The 21641-nt window shown below is 71.4% G+C and carries 17 protein-coding genes; 4 read left to right on the plus strand and 13 right to left on the minus strand.

The window, feature by feature from the left end:
* Window positions 1–106 precede the first annotated feature (106 nt).
* Together QTI17_RS32400 and QTI17_RS32405 are read right to left on the minus strand one after the other, a co-directional pair.
* A complete protein-coding gene (locus tag QTI17_RS32400) occupies window positions 107–1651 on the minus strand; it encodes an amidase (protein ID WP_286538060.1) in 1545 nt (514 codons plus the stop codon).
* Between the two features lie 4 nt (window positions 1652–1655).
* Window positions 1656–2639: a Bug family tripartite tricarboxylate transporter substrate binding protein gene (locus QTI17_RS32405; protein WP_503011156.1), complete on the minus strand. Its 984-nt coding sequence runs from the start codon at window positions 2637–2639 to the stop codon at window positions 1656–1658.
* A 139-nt stretch (window positions 2640–2778) separates the two neighbouring features.
* On the opposite strand from QTI17_RS32405, the gene QTI17_RS32410 reads away from it, so the two are divergent.
* The 4 genes from QTI17_RS32410 to QTI17_RS32425 all read left to right on the plus strand — a co-directional run bounded on the left by QTI17_RS32410 (window position 2779) and on the right by QTI17_RS32425 (window position 6660).
* Window positions 2779–3690, plus strand: a complete 912-nt coding sequence (locus QTI17_RS32410) for a LysR family transcriptional regulator (protein ID WP_286538162.1) — start codon at window positions 2779–2781, stop codon at window positions 3688–3690.
* A 101-nt stretch (window positions 3691–3791) separates the two neighbouring features.
* On the plus strand, window positions 3792–4142 hold the full coding sequence (locus QTI17_RS32415) for a RidA family protein (RefSeq protein ID WP_286538061.1): 351 nt from the start codon (window positions 3792–3794) through the stop codon (window positions 4140–4142).
* 14 nt (window positions 4143–4156) lie between these two features.
* Window positions 4157–5392 carry an NAD(P)/FAD-dependent oxidoreductase gene (locus tag QTI17_RS32420; protein ID WP_286538064.1) on the plus strand — a complete coding sequence of 412 codons (1236 nt, stop codon included), beginning with the start codon at window positions 4157–4159 and terminating at the stop codon, window positions 5390–5392.
* 119 nt (window positions 5393–5511) lie between these two features.
* Complete coding sequence (locus tag QTI17_RS32425) at window positions 5512–6660, plus strand: alpha-hydroxy acid oxidase (protein WP_286538066.1); 1149 nt, start codon at window positions 5512–5514, stop codon at window positions 6658–6660.
* Between the two features lie 18 nt (window positions 6661–6678).
* Here the strand turns inward: QTI17_RS32425 and QTI17_RS32430 are convergent, their stop codons facing one another.
* From QTI17_RS32430 to QTI17_RS32480, 11 genes are all read right to left on the minus strand, one after another.
* Entirely contained in the window at window positions 6679–7143 is a 465-nt protein-coding gene (locus QTI17_RS32430) for a hypothetical protein (RefSeq protein ID WP_286538068.1), read from the minus strand.
* A gap of 105 nt (window positions 7144–7248) precedes the next feature.
* Window positions 7249–8130 carry an MvdC/MvdD family ATP grasp protein gene (locus QTI17_RS32435; protein WP_286538069.1) on the minus strand — a complete coding sequence of 294 codons (882 nt, stop codon included), beginning with the start codon at window positions 8128–8130 and terminating at the stop codon, window positions 7249–7251.
* Window positions 8127–8831 (minus strand): hypothetical protein, encoded by a 705-nt coding sequence (locus QTI17_RS32440; RefSeq protein ID WP_286538070.1) that lies wholly within the window; start codon window positions 8829–8831, stop codon window positions 8127–8129. The genes QTI17_RS32435 and QTI17_RS32440 overlap by 4 nt, the downstream gene beginning before the upstream one ends.
* Window positions 8824–11799, minus strand: coding sequence for a DUF6519 domain-containing protein (locus tag QTI17_RS32445; RefSeq protein ID WP_286538072.1), 2976 nt, complete (start codon window positions 11797–11799; stop codon window positions 8824–8826). The genes QTI17_RS32440 and QTI17_RS32445 overlap by 8 nt, the downstream gene beginning before the upstream one ends.
* 20 nt (window positions 11800–11819) lie before the next feature.
* The gene (locus QTI17_RS32450; protein ID WP_286538074.1) at window positions 11820–13844 is read right to left on the minus strand and encodes a hypothetical protein; all 2025 of its coding nucleotides are present in this window, start codon (window positions 13842–13844) and stop codon (window positions 11820–11822) included.
* Window positions 13841–16627, minus strand: coding sequence for a putative baseplate assembly protein (locus tag QTI17_RS32455; RefSeq protein WP_286538075.1), 2787 nt, complete (start codon window positions 16625–16627; stop codon window positions 13841–13843). The genes QTI17_RS32450 and QTI17_RS32455 overlap by 4 nt, the downstream gene beginning before the upstream one ends.
* The gene (locus QTI17_RS32460) at window positions 16624–19098 is read right to left on the minus strand and encodes a putative baseplate assembly protein (RefSeq protein ID WP_286538076.1); all 2475 of its coding nucleotides are present in this window, start codon (window positions 19096–19098) and stop codon (window positions 16624–16626) included. Before QTI17_RS32460 ends, QTI17_RS32455 begins: the two co-directional genes overlap by 4 nt.
* Before the next feature lie 230 nt (window positions 19099–19328).
* Window positions 19329–19688, minus strand: a complete 360-nt coding sequence (locus QTI17_RS32465) for a GPW/gp25 family protein (RefSeq protein WP_286538078.1) — start codon at window positions 19686–19688, stop codon at window positions 19329–19331.
* On the minus strand, window positions 19688–20008 hold the full coding sequence (locus tag QTI17_RS32470; protein WP_286538080.1) for a hypothetical protein: 321 nt from the start codon (window positions 20006–20008) through the stop codon (window positions 19688–19690). The genes QTI17_RS32465 and QTI17_RS32470 overlap by 1 nt, the downstream gene beginning before the upstream one ends.
* Complete coding sequence (locus tag QTI17_RS32475) at window positions 20008–20505, minus strand: phage baseplate assembly protein V (protein WP_286527253.1); 498 nt, start codon at window positions 20503–20505, stop codon at window positions 20008–20010. The genes QTI17_RS32470 and QTI17_RS32475 overlap by 1 nt, the downstream gene beginning before the upstream one ends.
* On the minus strand, window positions 20502–21638 hold the full coding sequence (locus tag QTI17_RS32480; RefSeq protein ID WP_286538081.1) for a hypothetical protein: 1137 nt from the start codon (window positions 21636–21638) through the stop codon (window positions 20502–20504). Before QTI17_RS32480 ends, QTI17_RS32475 begins: the two co-directional genes overlap by 4 nt.
* Window positions 21639–21641 lie beyond the last annotated feature (3 nt).

Genomic DNA, 21641 nt, shown 5'->3' on the forward strand with positions numbered 1-21641 from the left:
TTCGACCGCGCCGACGCTCACAAAACTGCCAACCGCCTCATCCGACGACTTCAGCAAATCGGCTACGCCGTGCAGGTCACTCCGACTTAAGTGAGGACGTTTCATTTCAGACCACCGAGGTGGCACCGCCGCCGGCAAAGCCGGGCTCGCGCCAGTTCGCCGGCGGCGGCGCGGTGACGATCGAGTCCAGCGCCGGCTCCGTCATCCGCAGCGCGGTGAGGTCCGGGCGCGGTCGGCGCAGCACCGGGTCGGCGGCGAAGGCCTGCTCCAGCGCCAGCGCGGCCGAGAGCACCTGCAGGTCGCCGCGGAACGGCCCGACCACCTGCAGCCCGAAGGGCATGCCCCTGGCATCGGTGCCGCAGGGCAGCGTCAGCGCGGGGTGGGTGGTCAGCGTGGTGACGTAGGTGAGGGCCAGCCACCGGTAGTAGTTGGACTGCGCCTTGCCGTCGATCACCTGGGCGTGGGATTGCGTCCATGGGAAGGGCGAGACCGGCGTGGTCGGCGCCAGCACCAGGTCGTAGTCGGCGAAGGTGGCCTGGAAGCGCTGCAGGATGCGGGTCTGCTCGGCCTGCGCCCAGGCGCTGTCGAGCAGGCTCATGCCGGCGCCCATCTCGTAGTTGGCGCGCGGGTTCTCGCCCAGGCTCGCAGGGTCCTTCTCGTAGGCCTCGCGCATGCCGGCGACGAAGGCTTCGGCGCGCAGCACGTCGAAGCAGCGGTGGACGTCGCCGAGCTCGAAGCGCACCTCGTCGCAGCGGGCGAACAGGTGCCGCATCGCCGCGATCCGGCTGGCGAAGGTGGCACGGATCTCCGGGTCGACGTCGCAGCTGCCGAAGTCGGTGGTCCAGGCGACCCGCAGGCGGCCCAGCTCGGCGGCCCGCGGCTGCAGGAACGCGAGCGGGTCGAGCGGATAGCTGAGCGGGTCGCCTGCATGCATGCCGGCCGTCGCGGCCAGCTGCAGGCAGGCATCCCCGACGCTGCGCCCCATGGGGCCGACGACCGAGATCGGCGTCCAGCCCAGCAGCTTGCGCACGCTCGGCACCACACCGGGCGAGGGGCGGAAGCCCACCACGCCGCACTTCGATGCCGGGATCCGCAGCGAGCCGCCGGTGTCGGAGCCGGTGCACACGGGCAGCATGTCGCAGGCCAGCGCGGCGGCCGAGCCGCCCGAGGAGCCACCGGCATTGAGGCGGGGGTCGAAGGGATTGCCGGTGGCGCCCCACACGGGGTTGCGCGAATTGGCGCCGGCGCCCATCTCGGGCACGTTGGTCTTGCCGGCGACGATGGCACCGGCGCGGCGCAGGCGGGCCACCAGTTCGATGTCCTGGGTCGGCACGTGGCCGCGAAAGGCCGGCGAGCCGAAGGTGGTCAGCAGGCCGGCCGTGGGCTCCAGGTCCTTGACGCCGAGCGGCAGTCCGTGCAGCAGGCCGAGAGGCTCGCCTCTCAGCACCGCCCGCTCGGCGGCGCGGGCCTCGTCGCGGGCGCGCTCGAAGCAGGTCGCGGTGACGGCGTTGACGAAGGGGTTGACGGTTTCGATGCGTTCGATGCAGGCCGCCAGCAGCTCGACCGGCGAGATCTCCCGGGTGGCGATCATCTGCCGCAGGGCGACGGCCGAGTGCTCGACCAGCGCGACGGGTCGGGTTCCTTCGCTCATCGGATCACTCCGGCTGGATGTTGGCGCGCACGGCGACGGCACGCATCAGCGGCAGCTCGGCCTCGAGCTGGGCGGCGGCCTGGGCCGAGCCGATGAAGCCGGGCTCGACACCCTGCTCGGCGAAGCCCTTGCGCACCGCCGGATCGGCCACCGTCTCGGCCAGCGCCTTCTCGAGCCGGGCATGCACCTCCGGCGGCAGGCCGCGCGGCGCGACCACCATGCCCCAGCTGTCGAGCACGGCCGACGGGAAGCCCGACTCGGCAAAGGTCGGCACGCCCGGCATCAGCGCCGAACGCCTGGCCGTCGTGACCGCGATCGCCTTGACCTTGCCGGCCTTGATCTGCGGCAGCGCGGCGGTCACGGTGTCGAAGGAGAAGGGCACCTGCCCGCCGATCAGGTCGGTCATGGCCGGGCCGCTGCCCTTGTAGGGCACGTGGACCAGGCGGATGCCCATCGCCTGCAGCGCCATCTCGGCCGCGAAGTGCGAGCTGGTGCCGGCACCGAAGGAGGCATAGGCGTACTTGTCGGGGGCGGCCTTGGCGGCCGCCACCAGCTCCTTCAGGTTGTTCACGGGCACGTTCGGGTTGGCCAGCATCACGAGCCCGACCCGGCTCACGATGCCGATCGGCTCGAAGCTCTTGACCGGGTCGTAGGGCAGCGTCTTGCGGATCGCCGGGTTCAGCGTGAAGGTGGAGGCCGAGCTCATCAGCAGCGTGTAGCCGTCGGCCTTGGCGTTGGCGACGTAGGCGGCGCCGATGGCGGTGCCGGCCCCGGGGCGGTTGTCGACGATCACGTTCTGGCCCAGCTTTTCGGCCAGCTTCAGGGCCAGCAGGCGGCCCTGGGCGTCGCCGCCGCCACCCGGCGGGAACGGCACCACCATCGTGATCGGCCGCGACGGCCAGGCGTCCTGCGCCATCGCGTGGGGGGCGTGCAGACCGAGTGTGCAAAGGGCGGCGATGCCGAGGGCGCGCAGGTGTTGGAGGTGCATGGCTGGGTGGGGGCGATGGGGCGGGAGGGGCAGCGAAGCCTCATCGTAGAAAGGCGAATGCCCTCCAGCAATATCAATGTTAGAAACCTTTCATTGCGATAATGGCAATCTTCATCAGGGTCATCCCGTGTCCAGGAACATCAGTCAGCGCGTGTTGCAGGAAAGCTCCTTGCGCCATTTCCTCGAGGTGGTGCGCACCGGCTCGGTCACGGCGGCCGCCGAGCGGCTGAACGTGGCGCCGTCGGCGGTCAGCCGGCACATCGCGCGGCTGGAGAGCGAACTCGACACGCTGCTGTTCGAACGCCGGGCGCGCGGCATGGTGCCCAATGCAGCAGGCGAACTGCTGGCCGCGCACGCCAAGCGCGCCTGGCAGGACATCGAGCGCGTCACCGACGACATCCTGGCGCTGCGCGGGCTGCAGACGGGGCAGGTGCGGGTGGCCAGCACCGAGGGCTTCGCGTCCGAGTTCCTGCCGAACCTGATCGCCGATTTCCAGCGCGACTACGCCGGCATCCGCTTCGCGCTCGATGTCCGCATGCAAGCCGAGATCCCGCAGCTGGTGCGCGACGGCGATGTCGACATCGGTGTCACGCTCAGCACCAGTTCCGAGCGCCACATCAACGTCGAGCTGCGCCACCCCTCGCCGATCCTGGCGATCATGGCGAAGGACCACCCGCTCGCGTCGCGGCGCCAGCTGGCGCTGTCGCAGCTGGTCGGCTACCCGATGGCGCTGCCCGGCCCGTATTCCACCTTGCGCCAGCTGTTCGACATCAGCTGCAGCCGGCAGGGCCTGCAGTGCGAGCCGGTCTTCCTGAGCAACCGGCTCGACGCCATGATCGCCTTCGCCGCCGCCGGCGGCGGCATCGCGCTCAGCGGCGAAGCGGCGCTGCGCACCCGGCTGAAGGCCGGCCTGGTGGTCGGCGTCCCGCTGCGCGACCGCGAGATGAACGAGCGCCATTTCGAGGTCCAGACGATGGCGGGGCGTACCTTGCCGGGGTCATGCCGGGCCTTTCTCGACCACCTCAGAGAGGTGCTGCACCGGGAGGGATGAAGCGCTTTGCGCATTGTGATTTTCGCAATGCATCGTTCAACAGATTGCCACGCCTGCATATTCCCAGCCACCCATAATCGACCGCATTTCAAAGCCGCCCCATGACAGCATCCGCACTTCCGTTCTCCAAGCTTCGCCAGGCCAGGGGCCTGGTCTTCCTGTCGGGCGAGATGCCCTTTGCCGACGACGGTCGCATCCCGGAGGGCATCGCGGCGCAGACCGCGCTGGTGCTGCGGCGCATCGGCGCCACGCTCGCCACGGTGGGCCTGGGGCTGGACGACGTGGTGCAGGTGGCCGTGCACCTGGTCGACGGCGCTGACTTCGCCGCCTTCAACGCCGAGTACCGCCAGCACTTCCGCGACCCGCTGCCGGTGCGCACGACGGTGGTCGCGAGCCTGCTGGCGCCCGGCGCGCGGCTCGAAGTCACGGTCACCGCGGCCCGGCCCGACTGAAGGGCGCGGCGCAGATGGCGTGCGATGTCCTGGTCCTGGGTGCCGGCATGGTCGGCACCTGCACGGCGCTGCAACTCGCGCGGCGCGGGCACTCGGTGGCCCTGGTCGACCGGCGCCCGCCCGGCCGCGAGACCTCCTACGGCAATGCCGGGATCATCCAGCGCGAGGCGGTGGAGCCCTATGCCTTTCCGCGCGAGTGGGCGAGTGTGTTCGATGTCGCGTTCAAGCGCGGCATCGACGTCAACTACCACTTCAGCGCGCTGCCGGCGGTGCTGCCGCGCCTGGCCCGCTACTGGCACGCCTCGGCACCGGCCCGCTACGCACCGATCGCCCAGGCGTACAGCCGGCTGATCGAACACTGCCTGACGGAGCACCAGGCCCTGATGGACGAATCCGGCGCCGGCGATCTGGTGCGCAAGGAGGGCTACCACTTCGCTTTTCGCACGCCGGCGGCGATGGAGCAGGCCGTGGCGCGCGCCGCCGACCTGGCGCGGCGCTACGGCGTGCGGCATGCGCTGCTCGACAGCGCCGCGCTGGCGCGCGCCGAGCCGGGCTTGCGCCGGCCCATGGCGGGTGCGCTGCATTGGCTCGATCCATGGTCGGTCAACGATCCGGGCGCGCTGGTGGCGCGCTACGCCCGGCGCTTCGCCGAACTCGGCGGGCAGGTGGTCGAGGCCGACGCCCGTGGCTTGCGCCCGGTGGGCGGCGGCTGGCAGGTGCAGACGGCGGCCGGGCCGCTGGCCGCGCGCCACGCGGTGGTGGCGCTCGGGCCCTGGGCCGACCCGCTCATCGCGCCGCTCGGCTACCACCTGCCGCTGTTCGTCAAGCGCGGCTATCACCGCCACTACCGAGGCGGCCCCGGGCTGCGGTTGCCGTTGCTGGATGCGGAGCGCGGCCTGGTGCTGGCGCCGATGGCGCAGGGCATGCGGATCACCACCGGCGCCGAGTTCGCGCGCATCGGCGCGCCGGCCACGCCGGTTCAACTCGACAAGGCGGAAGCCGCGGCCCGAGAACTGCTCGATCTGCCGCAGCCGGTCGAGCCCGAGCCTTGGATGGGCAATCGGCCCTGCACGGTCGACATGAAGCCGGTGATCGGGCCGGCGCCGAACCATCCGGGCCTGTGGTTCAACTTCGGCCATGCGCACCAGGGCTTCACGCTGGGGCCGGTGAGCGGCCGGCTGCTGGCCGAGATGATCGAGGGCAGTCCGCCGCTGGTCGACCCCGCGCCCTATTCGGCGGCGCGGTTCTGACCGACTGCTCGCAGCTGAAGCTGGCCGCGTCGTCCGGATGGCTGCCCGTGTAGGCCGCCACCTCAGGATTTCGCAGTTCCTGGTGCGTTGAAGCGGCGGTCGGCTATGCTGAACACGACATGAACGCGATCACCTGCATCGAAGACCTGCGCGTGCTGGCGCGGAAGCGGGTGCCCCGGATGTTCTATGACTACGTCGACGGCGGGTCATGGACCGAGAGCACCTACCGCGCCAACGAGCGCGACTTCCAGCGGATCCTGTTGCGCCAGCGGGTGGCGGTGAATCTCGCGCATCGCAGCACCCGCACCACCATGCTGGGCCAGGAGGCCGCGATGCCGGTCGCCATCGCCCCGACCGGCCTGACCGGCATGCAGCGCGCGGACGGCGAAATACTGGCGGCGCGCGCGGCGAAGGCCTTCGGCGTGCCGTTCACGCTGTCCACGGTGAGCATCTGCTCGATCGAAGACGTCGCCGAGGCCACCGGCGGCCACCCGTTCTGGTTCCAGCTCTATGTCATGCGCGATCGCGGGTTCGTCGAGCGCCTGATCCGCCGGGCGCACGACGCGAACTGCTCGGCCCTGGTGCTCACGCTCGACCTGCAGATCAGCGGACAGCGCCACAAGGATCTCAAGAACGGTCTCTCGGCACCTCCGCGGCTCACGCTGCGCAACCTGATCGACATGGCGAGCAAGCCGCGCTGGGCCCTGGGCATGCTCGGCACCCGGCGGCATGGCTTCGGCAACATCCTCGGCCACGTGAAGGGGGTCGAGGACATGGCGTCCGTGTCGGCCTGGACCTTCGCACAATACGACCCGACCCTCGACTGGGACGACGTCGACTGGATCCGCCGGCTGTGGAAGCGCAAGCTCGTGCTCAAGGGCATCCAGGATGTCGAAGACGCGCGGCATGCGGTGGCCGCCGGCGCCGACGCGCTCATCGTCTCCAACCACGGCGGCCGGCAGCTCGATGGCGCGCAGTCGTCCATCCGTGCGCTGCCTGCCATCGTGGAGGCCGTGGGCGACCGCATCGAGGTTCACATGGACGGCGGCATTCGCTCGGGCCAGGACGTGCTCAAGGCCGTGGCGCTGGGTGCCAAGGGCACCTACATCGGGCGGCCGATGCTCTATGGCCTGGGCGCACTGGGCGAAGCGGGCGTCAGCCGCGCGCTCCAGATCATCCACACCGAACTCGACCTCACGATGGCTTTCTGCGGGCGCACCGACGTCGGCGATGTCGATACCGGTGTGCTTCTGCCGGGCACTTGGTGACAGCGTCCGGCGGCTCGCTCAGGAACGGTCCAGGGACCCGTCGTCGGCCCGGGCCTGCGCGCCGCGCCGGGACCGTGCACGCTGCACCAGCAGCCCGATCAGCAGGGCCGCGGCCGCAGAACCCGCCAGTGCGCCCGAGGTGGTGAGCTGCTGCACCAGGCTGTCGACGGTCTCGACGCTGACCTGCTGCGCGTGGTGGACCAGCGCCACCATGTCGGCGGCGCCGACGTTCTGAAGATCGTCGATGCGCACGCCCGGATCCTGGCCGGCGTTGCGGAACCGGATCTTGGCGAAGATGCCATTGGCGATAGCCACCAGCGACAGCACGCCCAGGGGGCGCAGCAGCGTCTCGACCAGGCGGCAGCGCTCTTCCGCGGGGGCTGATTCGTAGACCTGCGCCACCAGCGCAGGGATCGCCGTCTCGGCGGTGGCTTCGGGGGATTCGGGTGTGCGGTCGTCAGGCCACGATGCGAAGGTTGCCATGTGTCTGCTTCCTTTCTCTGCATCCAGCATATTGGCGCGGCGATGCGGCAATTTGATGAAGGAACCGTAAAGCCGCGATGACTTTGCGCAACCGGATGTGGCGTGTCAGCCCTTGGTCAGCAGCCGCGCCGTGGCGCGCGCGATCGGCTCGTCGTCCTCGGCATCGTAGAAGGTGAATCCGGGCGACGGGTTGACCTCGAAGCAGATCCAGTCGCCTTCTGCGCTGCGGCGCAGGTCGATCCCGGCCATGACCAGCCCCAGCGATGCCGCCAGTCTGCGCACCCGGGGCCGGAGTTCGTCGGGCACCCGCCAGGGCTGCAGTCGAACGCCTGACTCCGCATAGCGATAGTCATCGGCTTCGGAGTCGATCGCGTGGCCGTGGATCTCGTCGCCGATCACATGCACGCGGTAGTCGGTGCCCGGCACGTATTCCTGGAACTGGGTCGGGCAGGTGGCGAGCCGGGCCAGCCGGTCGGCATCGTCCGCCGCCAGGCGCGAGACGATGCTGCGAACACCGCTGCTGGACTTGTAGACGATGCTGCCGTGGCGCCGCCAGAAGGCGCGCAGCGCATCGGGGTCGTTGGTCACGAGCGTGTCGGGCACCGCGAAACCGGCCTTCGCGATCAACGCCGACTGGTAGGGCTTGGAACTGTTCGATCCCATCGCGGACAGTCGATTGACGACCAGCGCCGGCGTCAGTTCGAGCCAGCAGGCCAGCGCCTCGTCGACCGCGCGGGCCGCGTCCTGGGGCCGCGCATAGACCGAGCGGACGAGGTCCAGCGCGCAGCGCTGGTCGCCGACCTGGATCCAGCCGCCGAGGACGCCATCGATCTCGATGTCGATCTCGATGGAAGTCTCGCCGGCGCGCGTCTGGTCGACCAGGAACATCGGCGTACCGAGACGGCTCAGCGCGGTGCAGACGGCGGCGATGGGCAGGTCCAGCGGCGAGCCCCACAGCAGCACGGGCCGGGACGGGCGGAGGCTCATGACAGGCTCTCCATCACGGCGTCGCCGATCGATCGGTCGGACAGGTCGGGCCAGCGGTCGGCGCCGACGAAGCGCGCATGGCCGTCGTCCGCATCGAAGAACACGCCGAGCAGCGCCATGCCGGCGCCATCGGCCAGCCGCCGGGCATGCGCGCGCAGCCGCGGATGCCCGTGGCCGATGACCGCCCGGCCGATGACGTCGAGGCGAACGCAGGCCTCGCCCGGAGGCGGCGGCGCCGGCATCGGCGACCCGGGCCGCAGCGCGAGCCGGACCGGCGCGACCGGAATGTCGAGGCCGAGCGCCAGCCGGACCCACTGCTCCCGGCGCCACACCGGCCCCGAGAGGGAGGGAACGAAAGGGCGGTTCATTACCGGGCATGCCAGCGCCGACAGCCAGGCCCCGAGAAAAGCGCTCATCTCGCTGGCCACGTAGTCGCGATCGGCCTCGGCCACGTGCGGCAGCTGCGCGGGCGCGATGGCGGCGAGCCGTGTGATCACGCCGCGCAGCGTCGATGCGGCGATGGCGCCGTCTTCCGCCACGGCGACCGAGGCGCCCGGATCGCCGACGCGAAGGCACCAGCCGGGGCGCGAGAGATCCGACGGTATCAACAGGCGCGCGCCCTCCGAGCGATGGTGGGCGACGAAAGCCCGCGCCGCGAGATCCCGTTCGTCGGCGAGCACGAGCAGCGGCCGATCAGCCACCTTTCTTGCTCTTGCCCTTGGTCTTGCCGGATGCCTTGGGCGGCGCAGGGGGGGCTGGCGGCTCCGGCGCGGCCGGCGGCGGCCCGACCTCCGGCCGCTGGGCGGGCGCGATGAACGAGCGCTGCAGGATCACCGGCGAAGAGATCACCGCCGGGCTGGCGATCACCGGGCTCACCACCGCCGGGCGCACCACCACGTCGCTGACCTTCTCGGCCAGCACCGCCTTGTCGAGGCGCACGGTCTTGTCGGCGGCGGCCTCCTTGTCCTTGTCCTTGTCCTTGCCCTTGACGCGCACGGTCACCGTGGCCTGGGCGCTGCGCCGCGGGTCGGCGACGCTGGTCGCGACCACGGCGAACACGCCGGCCGCGCCGGGTGCGACGTAGTTGCCCGAGGCGCTGACGGAGCCGCCGCTGCAGCTCCAGCTCACGCCGGTGTCGACACCCCCAGGGATCGCGACCCCGCTGCTGCCGACGCTGGCCGTGAACTGCTGCGAGGTGCCGGCGAGCAGCAGCGCCGTCGGCGGCGACACGCCGACCGCCAGGACCACCACGGTGAAGTTGGTGGTGAGCGTGGTCGTCAACTGCGAATTGGGAATTGCGGGCACGCTGGCCGTCACGTTGACCACGCTGCTCGACGGCGGCGCCGAGACCGTGATCGGGAAGCTCGCGCTGGTCTGCCCGGCCGGGATCGTGAGCGGGTTGCCGCCGTTCAGCACGACCGGGATCGCCGGCGCGCTGCTGGCCGACAGCGTCACCGTGACCGCCGACTGCGCGACGCTCGCGAGCACCACCTGGCCGGTCAGCGCGCCGTCGCCGAGCAGCACCGCCGCGTTCAGGCCGAAGCTGCGCAGCGAGACCGGCGTGGCGGCGAGCTGGAGGGTGAACCAGCTCTCGAAGTCGCTGTAGCGGCGCCCGCAGCCCGAGGGAAAGGCCAGGTCGGTGCGCAGGCTGTTGGTGCGCGATGCGCTCAGCCCGGGCTGGCCGCGGACCTCGCCGTCGAGATAGAGCCGCTCCTGCCCGAGGTCGCCCCAGATGAAATTGCCCTTCATCCGCACGCGCACGCGCGCCTGCCCGCCGCTCAGTGCATTGACCACGCTCTGGGCCGCCGGGCTGGGCACCCACAGCAGCGTGTTCGATTTCGCCTGCCAGCTGATCGGGTTGCCGGGCAGCACCACCGGCACGGGCATCGTCAGCGCGGGCTGGGCGTTGGCGGGCTGGTTCGGTACCGGTGTCGGAATTTCGACGGTGACGACCATCGAATTGTCGGAAACCGTCATCAGCGCCACGTTCGTCGGCACCGGCGTGCCCGTTCCCGGGTCGAGGTTGACCGTGTATTGCCCGATCGGCGCCCCGTCCATCGAGATCGACAGGCCGGCGACGAACTGCGACAGCTGCAGGACGTCGTCGTTCTGCCAGCTGATGCCGGTGACGTGGAGCGCCGGCGGGATGTCGGTCAGCGGCGCAAAGGTGCGCCGGCAGTCCGTGAGCAGGCTGCCGGCCGGGGCGCCGGCCCAGCGCAGCAGCCCGATGCGGGCGAAGTGATGCACGATGCCGGCCGGTGGCTGGGGGGCCGCATGGTGCCACTCGACGCTGGCCGTGGCGCCCGAGCGGGCGGGAACGAGCCAGTGGTCGCCGGTCGCGTACTGGCCGGCCGTGAACTGCACCTGCACGCCGAGCTCCAGGTCCAGCCAGCCGCCGCCGCCCGCCGGTACGACGGTCGCGGCACCGTCCCAGCGGCGCATCTTCGGATTCAGCGACGCATCGATCGGCGTCGGCGACGCGGCGAAGCTCACGGTCGAGGTGGCGGGCTGCACGGTGGCGATCTGGATCAGCTGCCCGGGCCGGCCGTGCAGTTCGTCGGCGGCGCCGATGATCTCGACCCACTGGCCGTTCGCCAGTCCCAGCGCGTCGTCGGGTCCGGTGCTGTCGACCGTCAGCGTGCTGCCGTTGAAGCCCCGGATGCGCGTGACCACGCTGCCGTTGTCGCGCGACCATTTGAAGGTCGCGCTGCCGTCGGTGCCGGCGTCGTGGATCTCGACCCGGTAGAGCTGGTTGTCGAGTCCGCGGTAGCCCCCGCCGGGCGGGATCAGGCAAGGTCCGCTCTGTCCCAGCGACGGTGCCGCGCGGGCGGACAGCGCGCCACTGGAGCCGCCGGTCAGCGCATCCCACTCGGGGAAGGCCGTGCCGCAGGCCGGCGCATCGGTGGCGGGCGGCGTGACCGCGAGCAGCTTCAGCTGGCGGATGGTCCTGGTGCGCACGGCCGTGTCGGGGCCGCCGAGCGCGCTCTCGCGGATGTCCGGATCGTCGAGCGCGGTGACCAGGCGCTGCCAGACGTCGAGGTAGGCCACGTACAGGCCCTTGGGCAGCGCCAGGGTGGCCGGGTTTGCGCCGGCCGCGGCGCTGGCGAAGTCGGGATTCGGAAAATCAGGCTGCGTCAGGTAGGTCGTGATCCGGCGCAGCACGCCGTTGAAGCTGCCGCTGGCCGGCGTCGGCGGCCGGGTGACGGCCCCCGCCAGGGTCAGCGTGAAGCCGCCGTCCGCGGCCGCCACGGCGGTGATGCGCAGCATCTGCGACGCGTCCGCCGTGACGTTCAGAAGCACCCACTGGCCGGCGCGGAAGTCGGCCAGATCGGCGCGCGGCAGGGCCACCAGCGCCTTGTTGTCGCCGCTGCTGCTGAAGGCCAGGCGCTGGCCCGGCTCGGCATCGCAGGCGATCCCGTCGACGTAGTAGCGGCCCGAGGCGATCGTCAGGTCGCTGCCGTCGGCGGTGAGGGCCAGGCCGAAGCCCGGGTCGTCCTGCGGCGCGCCGCTCGGGCCGACGACATCGATGCCGAGGCGCTCGCGCCGATGGGCGTTGATCGACTGCTGCTCGTTCCAGTCGGCATCGAGTTGCACCCGTCCCTGCTGAAGCAGCACGTCGCTGTAGTGCTTGCGCGGATCGAAGGTGTTTCGGCTGAAGTCGGCTGTCATGTCGTTTCTCCCTCGGAGGCTCAGTCGGCGAAGAGCAGGCCGCCGTCGAGTCCGACGCGCAGGTACTCCGCCAGGCGCAGGCGCAGGTTGCTCTCGCGCTGCTGGGCCATCTGTTCGTGGTGGACGCCCATTTCGGCGCCGTCTTCGGCGCCGGTGCGGATCTCGATCGCCGAGCGCCGGGCCAGTTGGCAGTAGGACGGGTCGCCGTAGCGCAGCGAATCGAAGAGCGGCACGACGCGGCTGGCGTCCGCTGCTGTCGCCGGCTGGCAGCGGTAGCGGCGCGGCACGATCGAATCGAGCGGCAGGTAGGAGAAGCGCAGGCAGCCCTCCTGCCGCCGCTCGGACCAGACCGGCGCCGGCCAGGGCGGGGCAGCGCCGCCCGCAAGGCTGGCGCGGGCGTGGAAGATGCAGTTCGAGGCCGCCCCGATCATCGCGCTGTGGACGCGGCCGACCAGCGTGCAGTCGGTCGCCTGCAGTGCGCCGCCCGCCGCGTTGCCGTCGACCGCCGCGAAGGCCACCGAGGCCGGATCCCCGGCGTCGACGATGCAGTGGCTCAGGCTCACCTGGCACTCGGCGGCGATGCGCAGCGCGCCGACCACGCAATGGTCGAGCTCGACCCGCGTGCCCTTCGTCTCGACGATCAGGCTGGGCGCGCCGGGCTGGGCGGCGCTGCCGTCGCTCTTCAGCGTCGACCCCGGCACCAGCGTGCAGTGCACCAGCCGCAGCGTGTTCGGGCCCTGTCCGTTGGCGGTGGCCGCCAGGTGCAGCGCCGCGCCGCTGATGACCAGCCCGTTGAGCGTCAGCTCGGAGCCGGCCGCGCCGCTGATCTTCAGTTCGCCCGCCAGCTGCAGGACCGGCCGCGTCTGGTCGGCGGCACGCAGTTCGACGACCGCGTCGGCCGCCAGCGCGACCGACGGCGTCTCGGCCCAGGTCGCGCTGCTCGGGAACTGCGCCGCGCCCCCCGTGCTGACGGCGCCGAACGCGGCCTGCACGCTGCCGTTCGCGGCCTGGACCTCGACCACCGGTTGGAGGCCGAGCGAGAGCGTCGACAAGCGCTCGTATTCGCCGCCGCCGAGGTCCGCCTCGGTGGCGCGATGGAACCATACCGCCAGCGGCCTGGATGGCGCGGCGGCGAAGGCGATGCGGCCGCGCTGCGGATCGATCAGCACGCTGCCCGCGGCCGGCACGTGCGCCCACTGGGTGCCGGCGGCATCGAGGTCCGACAGATCGGCCGCCAGCAAGGTCGTGCCGGCGGGCAGGCCGGCGATGAAGAGCGACGCGTCCGGTCCGTGGAAGTCCGCCATGCCGGAAGCCAGCGCGCGGCGGCTGATGGCCACCGGCAGGTTCGATTCGCGGGCCAGCGGCGCATCGGCTGGCAGCGGCTGCGGGCGGTTGAAGAGCTGCGTGTCGGCGCCGAGCGGATCGAAGAAGAAGCGCAGGTTGTCGCGCGCGAAGGCCGTGGCCTGCGACAAGCCGACGCTGCGCTGGGTCCACAGGTGGATGCCGACGTTCGGCAGGTTCCAGCGGCCGCCGCAGCCGAGCCCGCGCACCTCGACCCCGTGCGCCGCGCCGTCGAAAGGCGAGCCGATCCGTTCGAGCAGGGGCTGGCCGCGCAGGTCGACCGTGCCGCCGGCGCCCGGCCGGACGTGCTTCACGCACTGCGTGGCCGCCAGCCCGAGGAAGTATTCGACGACATGCGCATCCCAGCCCGTGACGTCGCGGGCCAGCCGCTCGAGCACGGTGACGGTGCCCTTGCCGCGCCGCAGGTTGATGGTGTTGGCCACCTCGGCGCGCGGGCTGCTGACGGTGGCGGCCACGCCGTTGAGTTGCCGGTAGCCGATCAGGTCGCCGATGTAGGGCACGACCCAGTCGGCGCAGGTCTCGATGAACTGGTCGTCGTAGAGCTGCGCCAGGTCTTCCTGCAGCACCTGCACCTGTTCCGCCAGCACGTCGAGCAGGCGCGCCAGCGCCCCGCCCTGGTCGGCGTCGCGCAGCCGGTAGATCGCGGGCAGCAGCTGGAGGAGGGCGGCGCCGTCGAGTGTCATGGAGGTGCCTCCGCCCAGGTTGCGACCAGGTCCAGCGGCCTCGGGTCCAGCGTCAGCAATTCGGCCGCCAGGACACTCGCGTCGGAGCCGACCTGGGGCAGCGCCGCATCGATCTGCGCGTTCTCGCGCAGCACGGCCAGGCGCGCCGCCGGCACGAAGAGGGCCGTGTCGGTGCGCCGGAGCGCGCTCACCTGCACCGCCACCACGCCCGGCACGCCCTGCAGCAGCGCGATGACCTCGCTGCGCGCCACCGCCTGTCCGAAGCCGCGGCGCGCGAACGAGAACGCATCGCGCGCCGCCTGCTGCGCGGCGGCCAGCACGGCGTCCATGTCGCGGGCCGGATCGATCATCAGGTTGGCGCTGAAGGTGAAGGCGCCGCGCCGGTAGCTGCTGAGCCTGACCGGCACGTTCGGCTCGGCCGCATCGCCGATCGCCGAGAGCAGGTGGCCGAAGACCGCGCCCCCCGATTCCACGTCGGCACCGTCGATGCCGGCGACCGTGAGGAAGACGCCGCGGGTCTGTCCGAACCAGGTCCAGGTGGCGCGCGCCTTGGCGATGCCGCCGAAGGCGCGGGCGAAGTCCTCGTAGTCCTGCAGCGAGACGATGCGCCCGAGCGTGCTCAGGCCGAGCGCGGCGTTGGCGCGGATGTCGTCCGCGGTCTCGGCGTCGGCGCCGCCGGTGGCGGGCGTGGGGTTGGTGACGCCCTGCACGCCGAGAGGGCGCGTCTGCAGCAGCGTGAGCTGGCCGGCGCCGACATTGCCGACCGCGCCGATGCCCTTGCGGTAGCTGGCCACGATGTTCTCGGTGCCGGTCGGAGGCCGCGCGCCGTGGCTGCCGTCGCCGAAGCCGACGACGGTGCTGCCGTCGTCGTCGAGGCGGGCGACATAGACGCGGTCGCGGGGCCCGCTGCCGAAGAAGTCGTGGACCTCGCGCCACTGCACGCCGTTCACGCGCAGTGCCAGGGTCGATGCCACGCCGCTGGGCGTCGCCGCGCTGACATGGGTGAGCGGCGACTGCCGCAAGGTGAAGCGCTGCGATGGCACGGCGGCATTGCCGCTGCCGAGCACCTCGCTCACCGCGCTGCCGTGCGTGGCGGCTGCCACGTTGCCATTGATCGTGACGGTCTTGCGCACATAGGCCTGGGTCAGCGCGCTGACCAGGGTCAGGCTGGTGCCGCCGTCGGCGCCGATGGCGTGCGCCACCGACTGGATCTGCACCATCTCGCTCGCCAGGTTGCCGGGGGCATCGGCGAGCTCGCCGCTGACGATCAGCCGCTGGCCGGCATGGAGGCCGTCGACCCAGGTGTCGAGGTCGATCTGGCTGTCGGCGGGCAGCGGGTCCTCGTTCGGCAGGCGGGCCAGGGGCAGGGCCTCGCTCTCGGCCTGCAGGGTGGCGCCGCGGTAGCTGCTGAAGCTCGGGTAGGCGATCGACACCGGCCCGCTGTCGCTCTGGCCGACCACGGACAGCCGGAGTTGGGTCACCTTGCCGGTCATCGTGTATTTGGCGATGCCGTGCTCGGCCACGCCGTCGACGTTGGCGACCACCCAGTGGTCGCCCTGGGCATCGCTCCATCTCAGCGCGGCGAAGCTGGGGGCCGCATCGCCGCCCGGTGCAATGCGCGGATAGCTGGCGTCGAGCAGCGGGTCGAGCACGTCGGCGGGCGGCACCCAGTCGCCGCCCGCCACGTACTCGTCCGAATACTGGCCCGAGATGGCGGCCGGCAGGCTGCGCGGGTCGGGTGCGTTGTAGCCGAAGAGCGAAGCTTTCGTACGCAGCGCGTAGATGCTCGGTGCGACCGGCGGCGACCAGGCCGCGAGGGTCCGGAACAAGTGCCTGAGCTTGAGCCCGAAGCGCCAGCCGAAGACCTTCAGGTCGTCGGCGCGCGCGACGAAGGGCACATGCGCCGACAGCGCCTGCTGCGTGACGAAGGACCAGTTGCGCGGCGCGGCGAAGGTGGCCGTGATGTGCAGCGGCACGGTGTCGGCCCGCAGCGATTCGAAGGCGATCCGCGGGCGCCGCGGGCGCGGCGGAGGTGGCGCCGGTGCCGGCACCTGGGCCCCCGAGATCGCCGGTCGCAGCGTCACGCGGGTCTGCTGCTCGGCCGCCATCGGCGTCACGCCAGCCACCGTGCGCAGCACCGGGCGGCTGCCCGCGTCGCTGGGTGCGACGACCACGCTGTCGCCGGGCTTGAGCCCCGTCGACACGCCGCTCAACAGGACTTCCGTCGTGTCGGCGTCCACCGTCTGGGCCAGGCTGAGGCTGGGGCGGAACGCATTCCATTCGACCCTGGCCGGGACGGCCTCGAGGGTCTCGAAGGTCTGCGGCAGGCCGCCGGGCAGGGGAATGCTCTGCACCCGCGTGCCCGCCGGAACCTCGACCGCCGTCGGCGCCGCGCCGGGCGCCTGCATCAGCGTGAAGGCGAGCCAGGTGCTCGCGGCCACGCCGGGCTGAGGCACATAGCCGACCAGTTCCGACAGGCCCGCGAGCGATCGCCGCTCGGTGGCGGTGCGCAGGAAGGATTCGTTGGCGATGCGCTCCTGGTAGAAGCTGAGCACGTCGGCGACGCTGGCCCAGGCGTCGATCAGGCCGAGCGTGAAATCGCCGGGGTCGCGCGTGCGCAACTCGGGCAGGGTGCCCAGGCGCGCCTGCATGCTCTCCTTGAACAGCGGCTGCGTTCCGACCCGGTAGCCGATCGCCGACAGGCCGGCGCGGTTGGCCACCGGCGCGGGCGTCTGCGGCGACGTGCCGGCGCAGGCGCCGCAAGCGTCGAGCTCGGTGGTCATTTGCCTCCCCTCACCGCGAAGCTGAACACGCCACGCTCCGGAAAGTCCGGGTTGTTGTCCAGCCGGGCCACCTCGAGCCGCCCGATCGGCAGCACGCCGGCGTCCAGTGCCGCGCGGCCCGGCTCGCCGCGCCGCTGGAAGGTCGTGATCTGCACCGATTCGACGCCGTCGATGGCCATCGCCGCCGCATAGAGCGGACTCGAATACACGTCCTGCCCGATCCGGAAGTTGTCGGGGTGGAAGAGCCCGAGCCGCCCGTCCGGCCGCACCCGGCTGTTGAAGACTTCCGACAGGGCCTGCGCGACCTCGGCGCGGAAGTAGTCGGGCCGCACGCGGACCTCCATCGCGATGTCGAGCGGCACGGCGATCGGGGCCTCGATCTCCAGGTCGTGTCCGGCCATGCGCAGGCTGTCGAGCGACTGCGCGAGCCGGGCCTGCGACGCCGCATCCAGTGCGCCGCCGCCGAAGGGGTCGACGGTGACGAAGACGCTGCGCCAGCTGCCGGTCCAGCGCATCGTGGCGGCCGCGCTCTGCACGCCGGGCAGCTGCGCGGCCAGGCGGGCGTAGTCGTCGGTCGTGACCGCGCGCTGCTGCGTGCGCAGCGCATACGGCGCGTTGGCGCGCACCGAGGCGATGCTCTCCGGCTCGCTGCCGCCGCTTGCCGGCAGCGGCTGGCGAACGCCGACGATGGCCGGGTCGTCGGTCACGATGCGCACCAGCGTGCCGGCGCCGACATTGCCGGCGCTGCCGGTGCCGACGCGGTAGCTCGCGCTGAACGTCGTGCCGGACGCGGGACGGCGGCCGTGGCTGCCGTCGCCGAAGCGAAGCCACCCCACGCCCGCGTCGTCGGGCTCGACGACGAAGTGCGGATCGTCCGCATGGCTGCCGAGCAGGTCCTGCTGCGCGAACCAGTCGACCGACAGGCCTTCGAGCTGGCCGGCGAGCTGAATCGCCGGCGCGGCGCGTGCTGCATCGGGCTGCTGCAGCGCCGCGGCCGAGGCGGCGAGATCGGTGGGATCGAAGGGCACGGCCCAGGTGAGCGGCGACCGCGCCAGCCGCGGCCTGAAGCGCGGCGGCACCGGCTCGCGACGGGCGGCGCTGCACATCGCGCCGCTCGCCGCCGGCGCGCGGAACAGGGTCGGCGCGGGCACCTCGCCGATGGCCTCGGCCGCCGCGAGACGCTGGCCATGGTCGGCCATCACGATGTTGCCGCGGGCGACGCTGATGTCGCTCACGTCGCTCTCCGTGTTGTCCTTCGCGATGCGGGCCGAGAGGCAAAGTGGAAAGGCCAGCGCGTCGCCGGCGGCCCATGCGATCTGCGTGACGGGCTGCTTGTACAGCGGGTCCTGCAGCGGCTGGCCCTTGGCATCGTCGACCGAGACGCTGACGAGCCGCACCGCCTGGCGGTGGGTCGGGTCCGCGTCCGCGGCCAGGCCGGTCTCGGGCCCGAGCACTTCCTCGAACACCAGCACGTCGCCCGGCTTCAGGTTCGGGAAGCGGCCGCGCAGGGTTGCCCGCGTCGCGCCCCGGGGCAGCGCGCAGCGCCGGTCGCCCCAGGTGTGGAAGCCGATCTGCTGATGGGCCTGGAACAGCGTCGCGGCCTGGGCCGTCTCGAACACGACCGGAAGACCCGCCAGCGCGGCGGCGTAGCCGGCCCTGGCGACCACCGGCGCAGCGCCGGCCTTGCCGCCGAGGACCGGCGTGTGCGCCGGCAGCGCCACGTTGTCGGCCTGCACCTGCACCTGCACCTGCACCCAGGCGCGGGCGCTGCAGCCTTCCTGCATGAAGTAGTCGACCAGCCGCGCATGGCGGCGCACCGAGGTCCGCAGCCGTGCCGTGCCCAGGTAGGCCTCGGTCGCCACGGCGTCCTGCTGGTAGCTCAGGTAGTCGCCGACGTAGGCCAGCATCTCGACCAGCGCGACGCCGAGGTCCGCCACGTGGCTCTCCTGCCAGCCGGGCACCTGCGTGGCGAGGCGGTCGAGCATGAGCTGGCGAAAGCCCGCGTAGTCCTTCGCCAGGTAGTTGAGCTCCGGCACCGTGGCCACGGCGGGCGCGCAGGCAGTCGACGACTGGCAATCGAAGGGCGATGGGCAATCCACCTTGAACGAGAACTGCGCCGACGCCAGCACCGGGTCCATGCCCGTCATCGGCAGGCCGCTGCCGTCCGGTTGCACGAGCTGCAGCGTGTAGGTCGAGAAGTCGCCGGGCTGGTCGACGTGCAGCACCAGCACGTTGTTGTCGTAGGTGGGCGGCCGGTCGACCACGATGCCGGTGAAGCGCTCGCCGCCGCTGATGCGCACGTTGGCCGCCGTGATGCCCGCGGGCGCGGGAGCGCGCAGGAAGTGCACGCGCAGGCCCTGCTGGAACTGCGCGCCCACGTCCACGACCTCCACGAAGTCGATGCCGTTGAGCGTGGTCGAGTTCGCGACGTCGATGCGTCGTTGGGCGTCGCAGCAGAGGGTTTGGTCCATGTCAGCGGTCCACTGCTTTCGGGCTTGAGATTTCCGGGGCGCGTGCCGAGGGCGTCGTTGTGTCGCCCTTGCCGAGGATGAACCACCGACTTGATGGCTCACGCCGATGGTGTGCTCTGCGCAGCGAAATAAAGGAGGAGGCCGCAGGCCGGGGGACATTCGCGGAGCAGAGCACACCGTCGGCGTGAGCCCGCCCCCTCGTTCCCACAACAGAAGAGCCGGCCTTCATGCTATCCACCCCCCCGAGTGAACTCGGCAGACATACGCTGCTGCGTCGCAAGCACCACGTACTGCACAGTCACCGTCACCGTGCTCTCCACGCTCTCCACCTGCACGCCGGTGAACTTGATCAGGTCTCCGAGCCACTGCTGCAGCGCACCCTGTACCAGGAACTGCGTGGCGGTCGCCAGTTCGGGGCTGGTCGGTGAGAAGAGAAGCTGCGCCAGCCCGGTGCCGAAGGTCGGCCGGTTCACGCGCTCGCCCGGCGCCGTGAACAGCACCTGCTCGATCAGGTCACGGATATGGTCGTCGCCGGCGGCTTGTGCCGTGCGGCCCTGGGCGTCGAATCCGTAGGGATAGGCTAGCTGCATCACGTTCCCCTCGCGCGGACTTGCGAAGGCGCGACCAGCACGCCGGTGCCGTTGGGCACGCACTGGGCCTGGCTGTCGACCAGCAGCACCGGTGCGCCGCCGGCCCTGACGCGGGTCGCCACCGTCGTCCAGGCCGCGCTCACGCAGGGGCTCGGCGCGCCCGAGACATTGAAGGGGCAGGCCGAGACCATGTAGGCCGCCGCTTGCGTCACCACCGCCTGCTTGTTCAGCGTGACGCGCGGGAAGGGCGCGGTCGCCTTCGCCTGCCCCGCGTGCATGCAGGTCACCACCGAGGTCTGGTCGAGCAGGAAGCCGGGCATCAGATCACCTCCAGCGCACCGTCGTTGATGGACACGCCGGTGGCGCCGATCGCGATGCTGAACGCGGCCATGGCGAGCTTGATGCCGTCCGAATCGAGCGTGAGCTTGAGCGGCACCGCGACCGCCGGCGGACTGACCTCCAGGATGAAGCCGCCCACGCCGGGCAGGTCGCTCATCTGGAGACTGATGCAATCGGTCTTGAACACCTTCATCTCGGCCACGGCCGGCATCGCCGGCACCTCGCCCGCGCCCCAGAAGCAGCCGCTCCAGATCGGCTGCTCGGGATTGCCGCCCTCGAACTCGACCCAGATGTTGGCGCCGACCGGCGGCACGGCGAAGAAGCCCACGCCCGAGCCGCCGTAGGGTGCGCAGGGCAGGGCCCACGACAGCGTGCCGTCGCCGAGCACCGCGGCGACGCTGACCTGCACCCGCCCGAGCATCATCGGATCGACGTTGTTCTCGACCTTGCCGCGGTACTTGCCGTAGAACGGAGTCATGTTCGTACCACCGGGACAGTCGATCCCCAGCCCTCGCGCGCCAGCGTGAACGACTGCGAATAGTTTTCCTTGCGGATGCGGTGCCTCACGTTCTTCACGTACCAGAGCCCGTCGTGCAGGTAGCCTGCCCCGCGCACGCCCACCACGCCGCGCGGCTGCAGGATGTCGCCGTAGCGCAGGGCATCGAGCTCGCCGTTGGCGACCACCAGGTCCATCGAGTCCTCGATGAGTGCCTGCGCGCGTCCGTAGGCCTGCATCGCATCGACGCCCGACTCGCGGAACCGGGTGGTGCGCACGTTCGGCTGGTTCACCAGCCAGGCGGGCAGCGCAGCCAGCGGCGGCCGAAGGCTCGCGAACAGCCGCACCGGCAGCGCCTGGTTGGTCAGGCGGTCCTGCACCTTGCCGCTCACCTGGGTCGGCCCGAGGCCGTTGCTGTGGACGCTGAAATCGCGGACGTTGGTGTTCGGCCCCATGTTCACCGTGATCGCGCTCTGCGGCAGGCCGGCGCGAACCGGCGGCCCCCAGTAGGCGGTGTTGGTCATCGGCACCGGGCCGGGCACGATGTAGAACACATAGCCGTGGCGCAGCGCCAGGAAGCGCAGGTGCTCGAGGTCGGTGCGCAGCTGCACCGGCACGCGGTCGATCGGCAGCGGCGGATCGATCACCGGCGGCGGGATCAGGTTCGGAACCAGGCCGTACTCGGCATAGCTGCCGATGAGCTTCAGCGCGACCAGCCCGTCGTCGAGGCCGACATGCTCGGCGCTCTTCTCCTCGAGGTCGAGCTTGACGCTCACGTCGTCGCCGGTCAGCGTGATGAAAGAGCGCCCGGGCTCGTTGCTGGCGGAGAACTCGCGCTGCGTCACGAAGCCATCCATCAGCACCCGCGGCGTCGCGTTGAAGGTCACGATCACGATGACCCGGTTCCAGGTCTGCAGCAGCGGACTGGCGAGCAGGGCGTAGTCGAGCAGGTCGGCGGGCCCGGAGCGGCCGACCTGGAAGCGGATCTGGAAGCCCGATCGATCGTCGCCGGTGTGGACCTCCACCTCCTCGAGCGCCTCCATGATGTCCACGGGCGCCGGCAGCGGCACCGAGGGGCCGATCAGCAGGGTCAGGTGGATGCCGAGGAAGTCCATGGC

The organism is Variovorax sp. J31P179 (assembly GCF_030316985.1).
In the GTDB taxonomy this organism is placed as follows: domain Bacteria; phylum Pseudomonadota; class Gammaproteobacteria; order Burkholderiales; family Burkholderiaceae_C; genus Variovorax; species Variovorax ginsengisoli_B.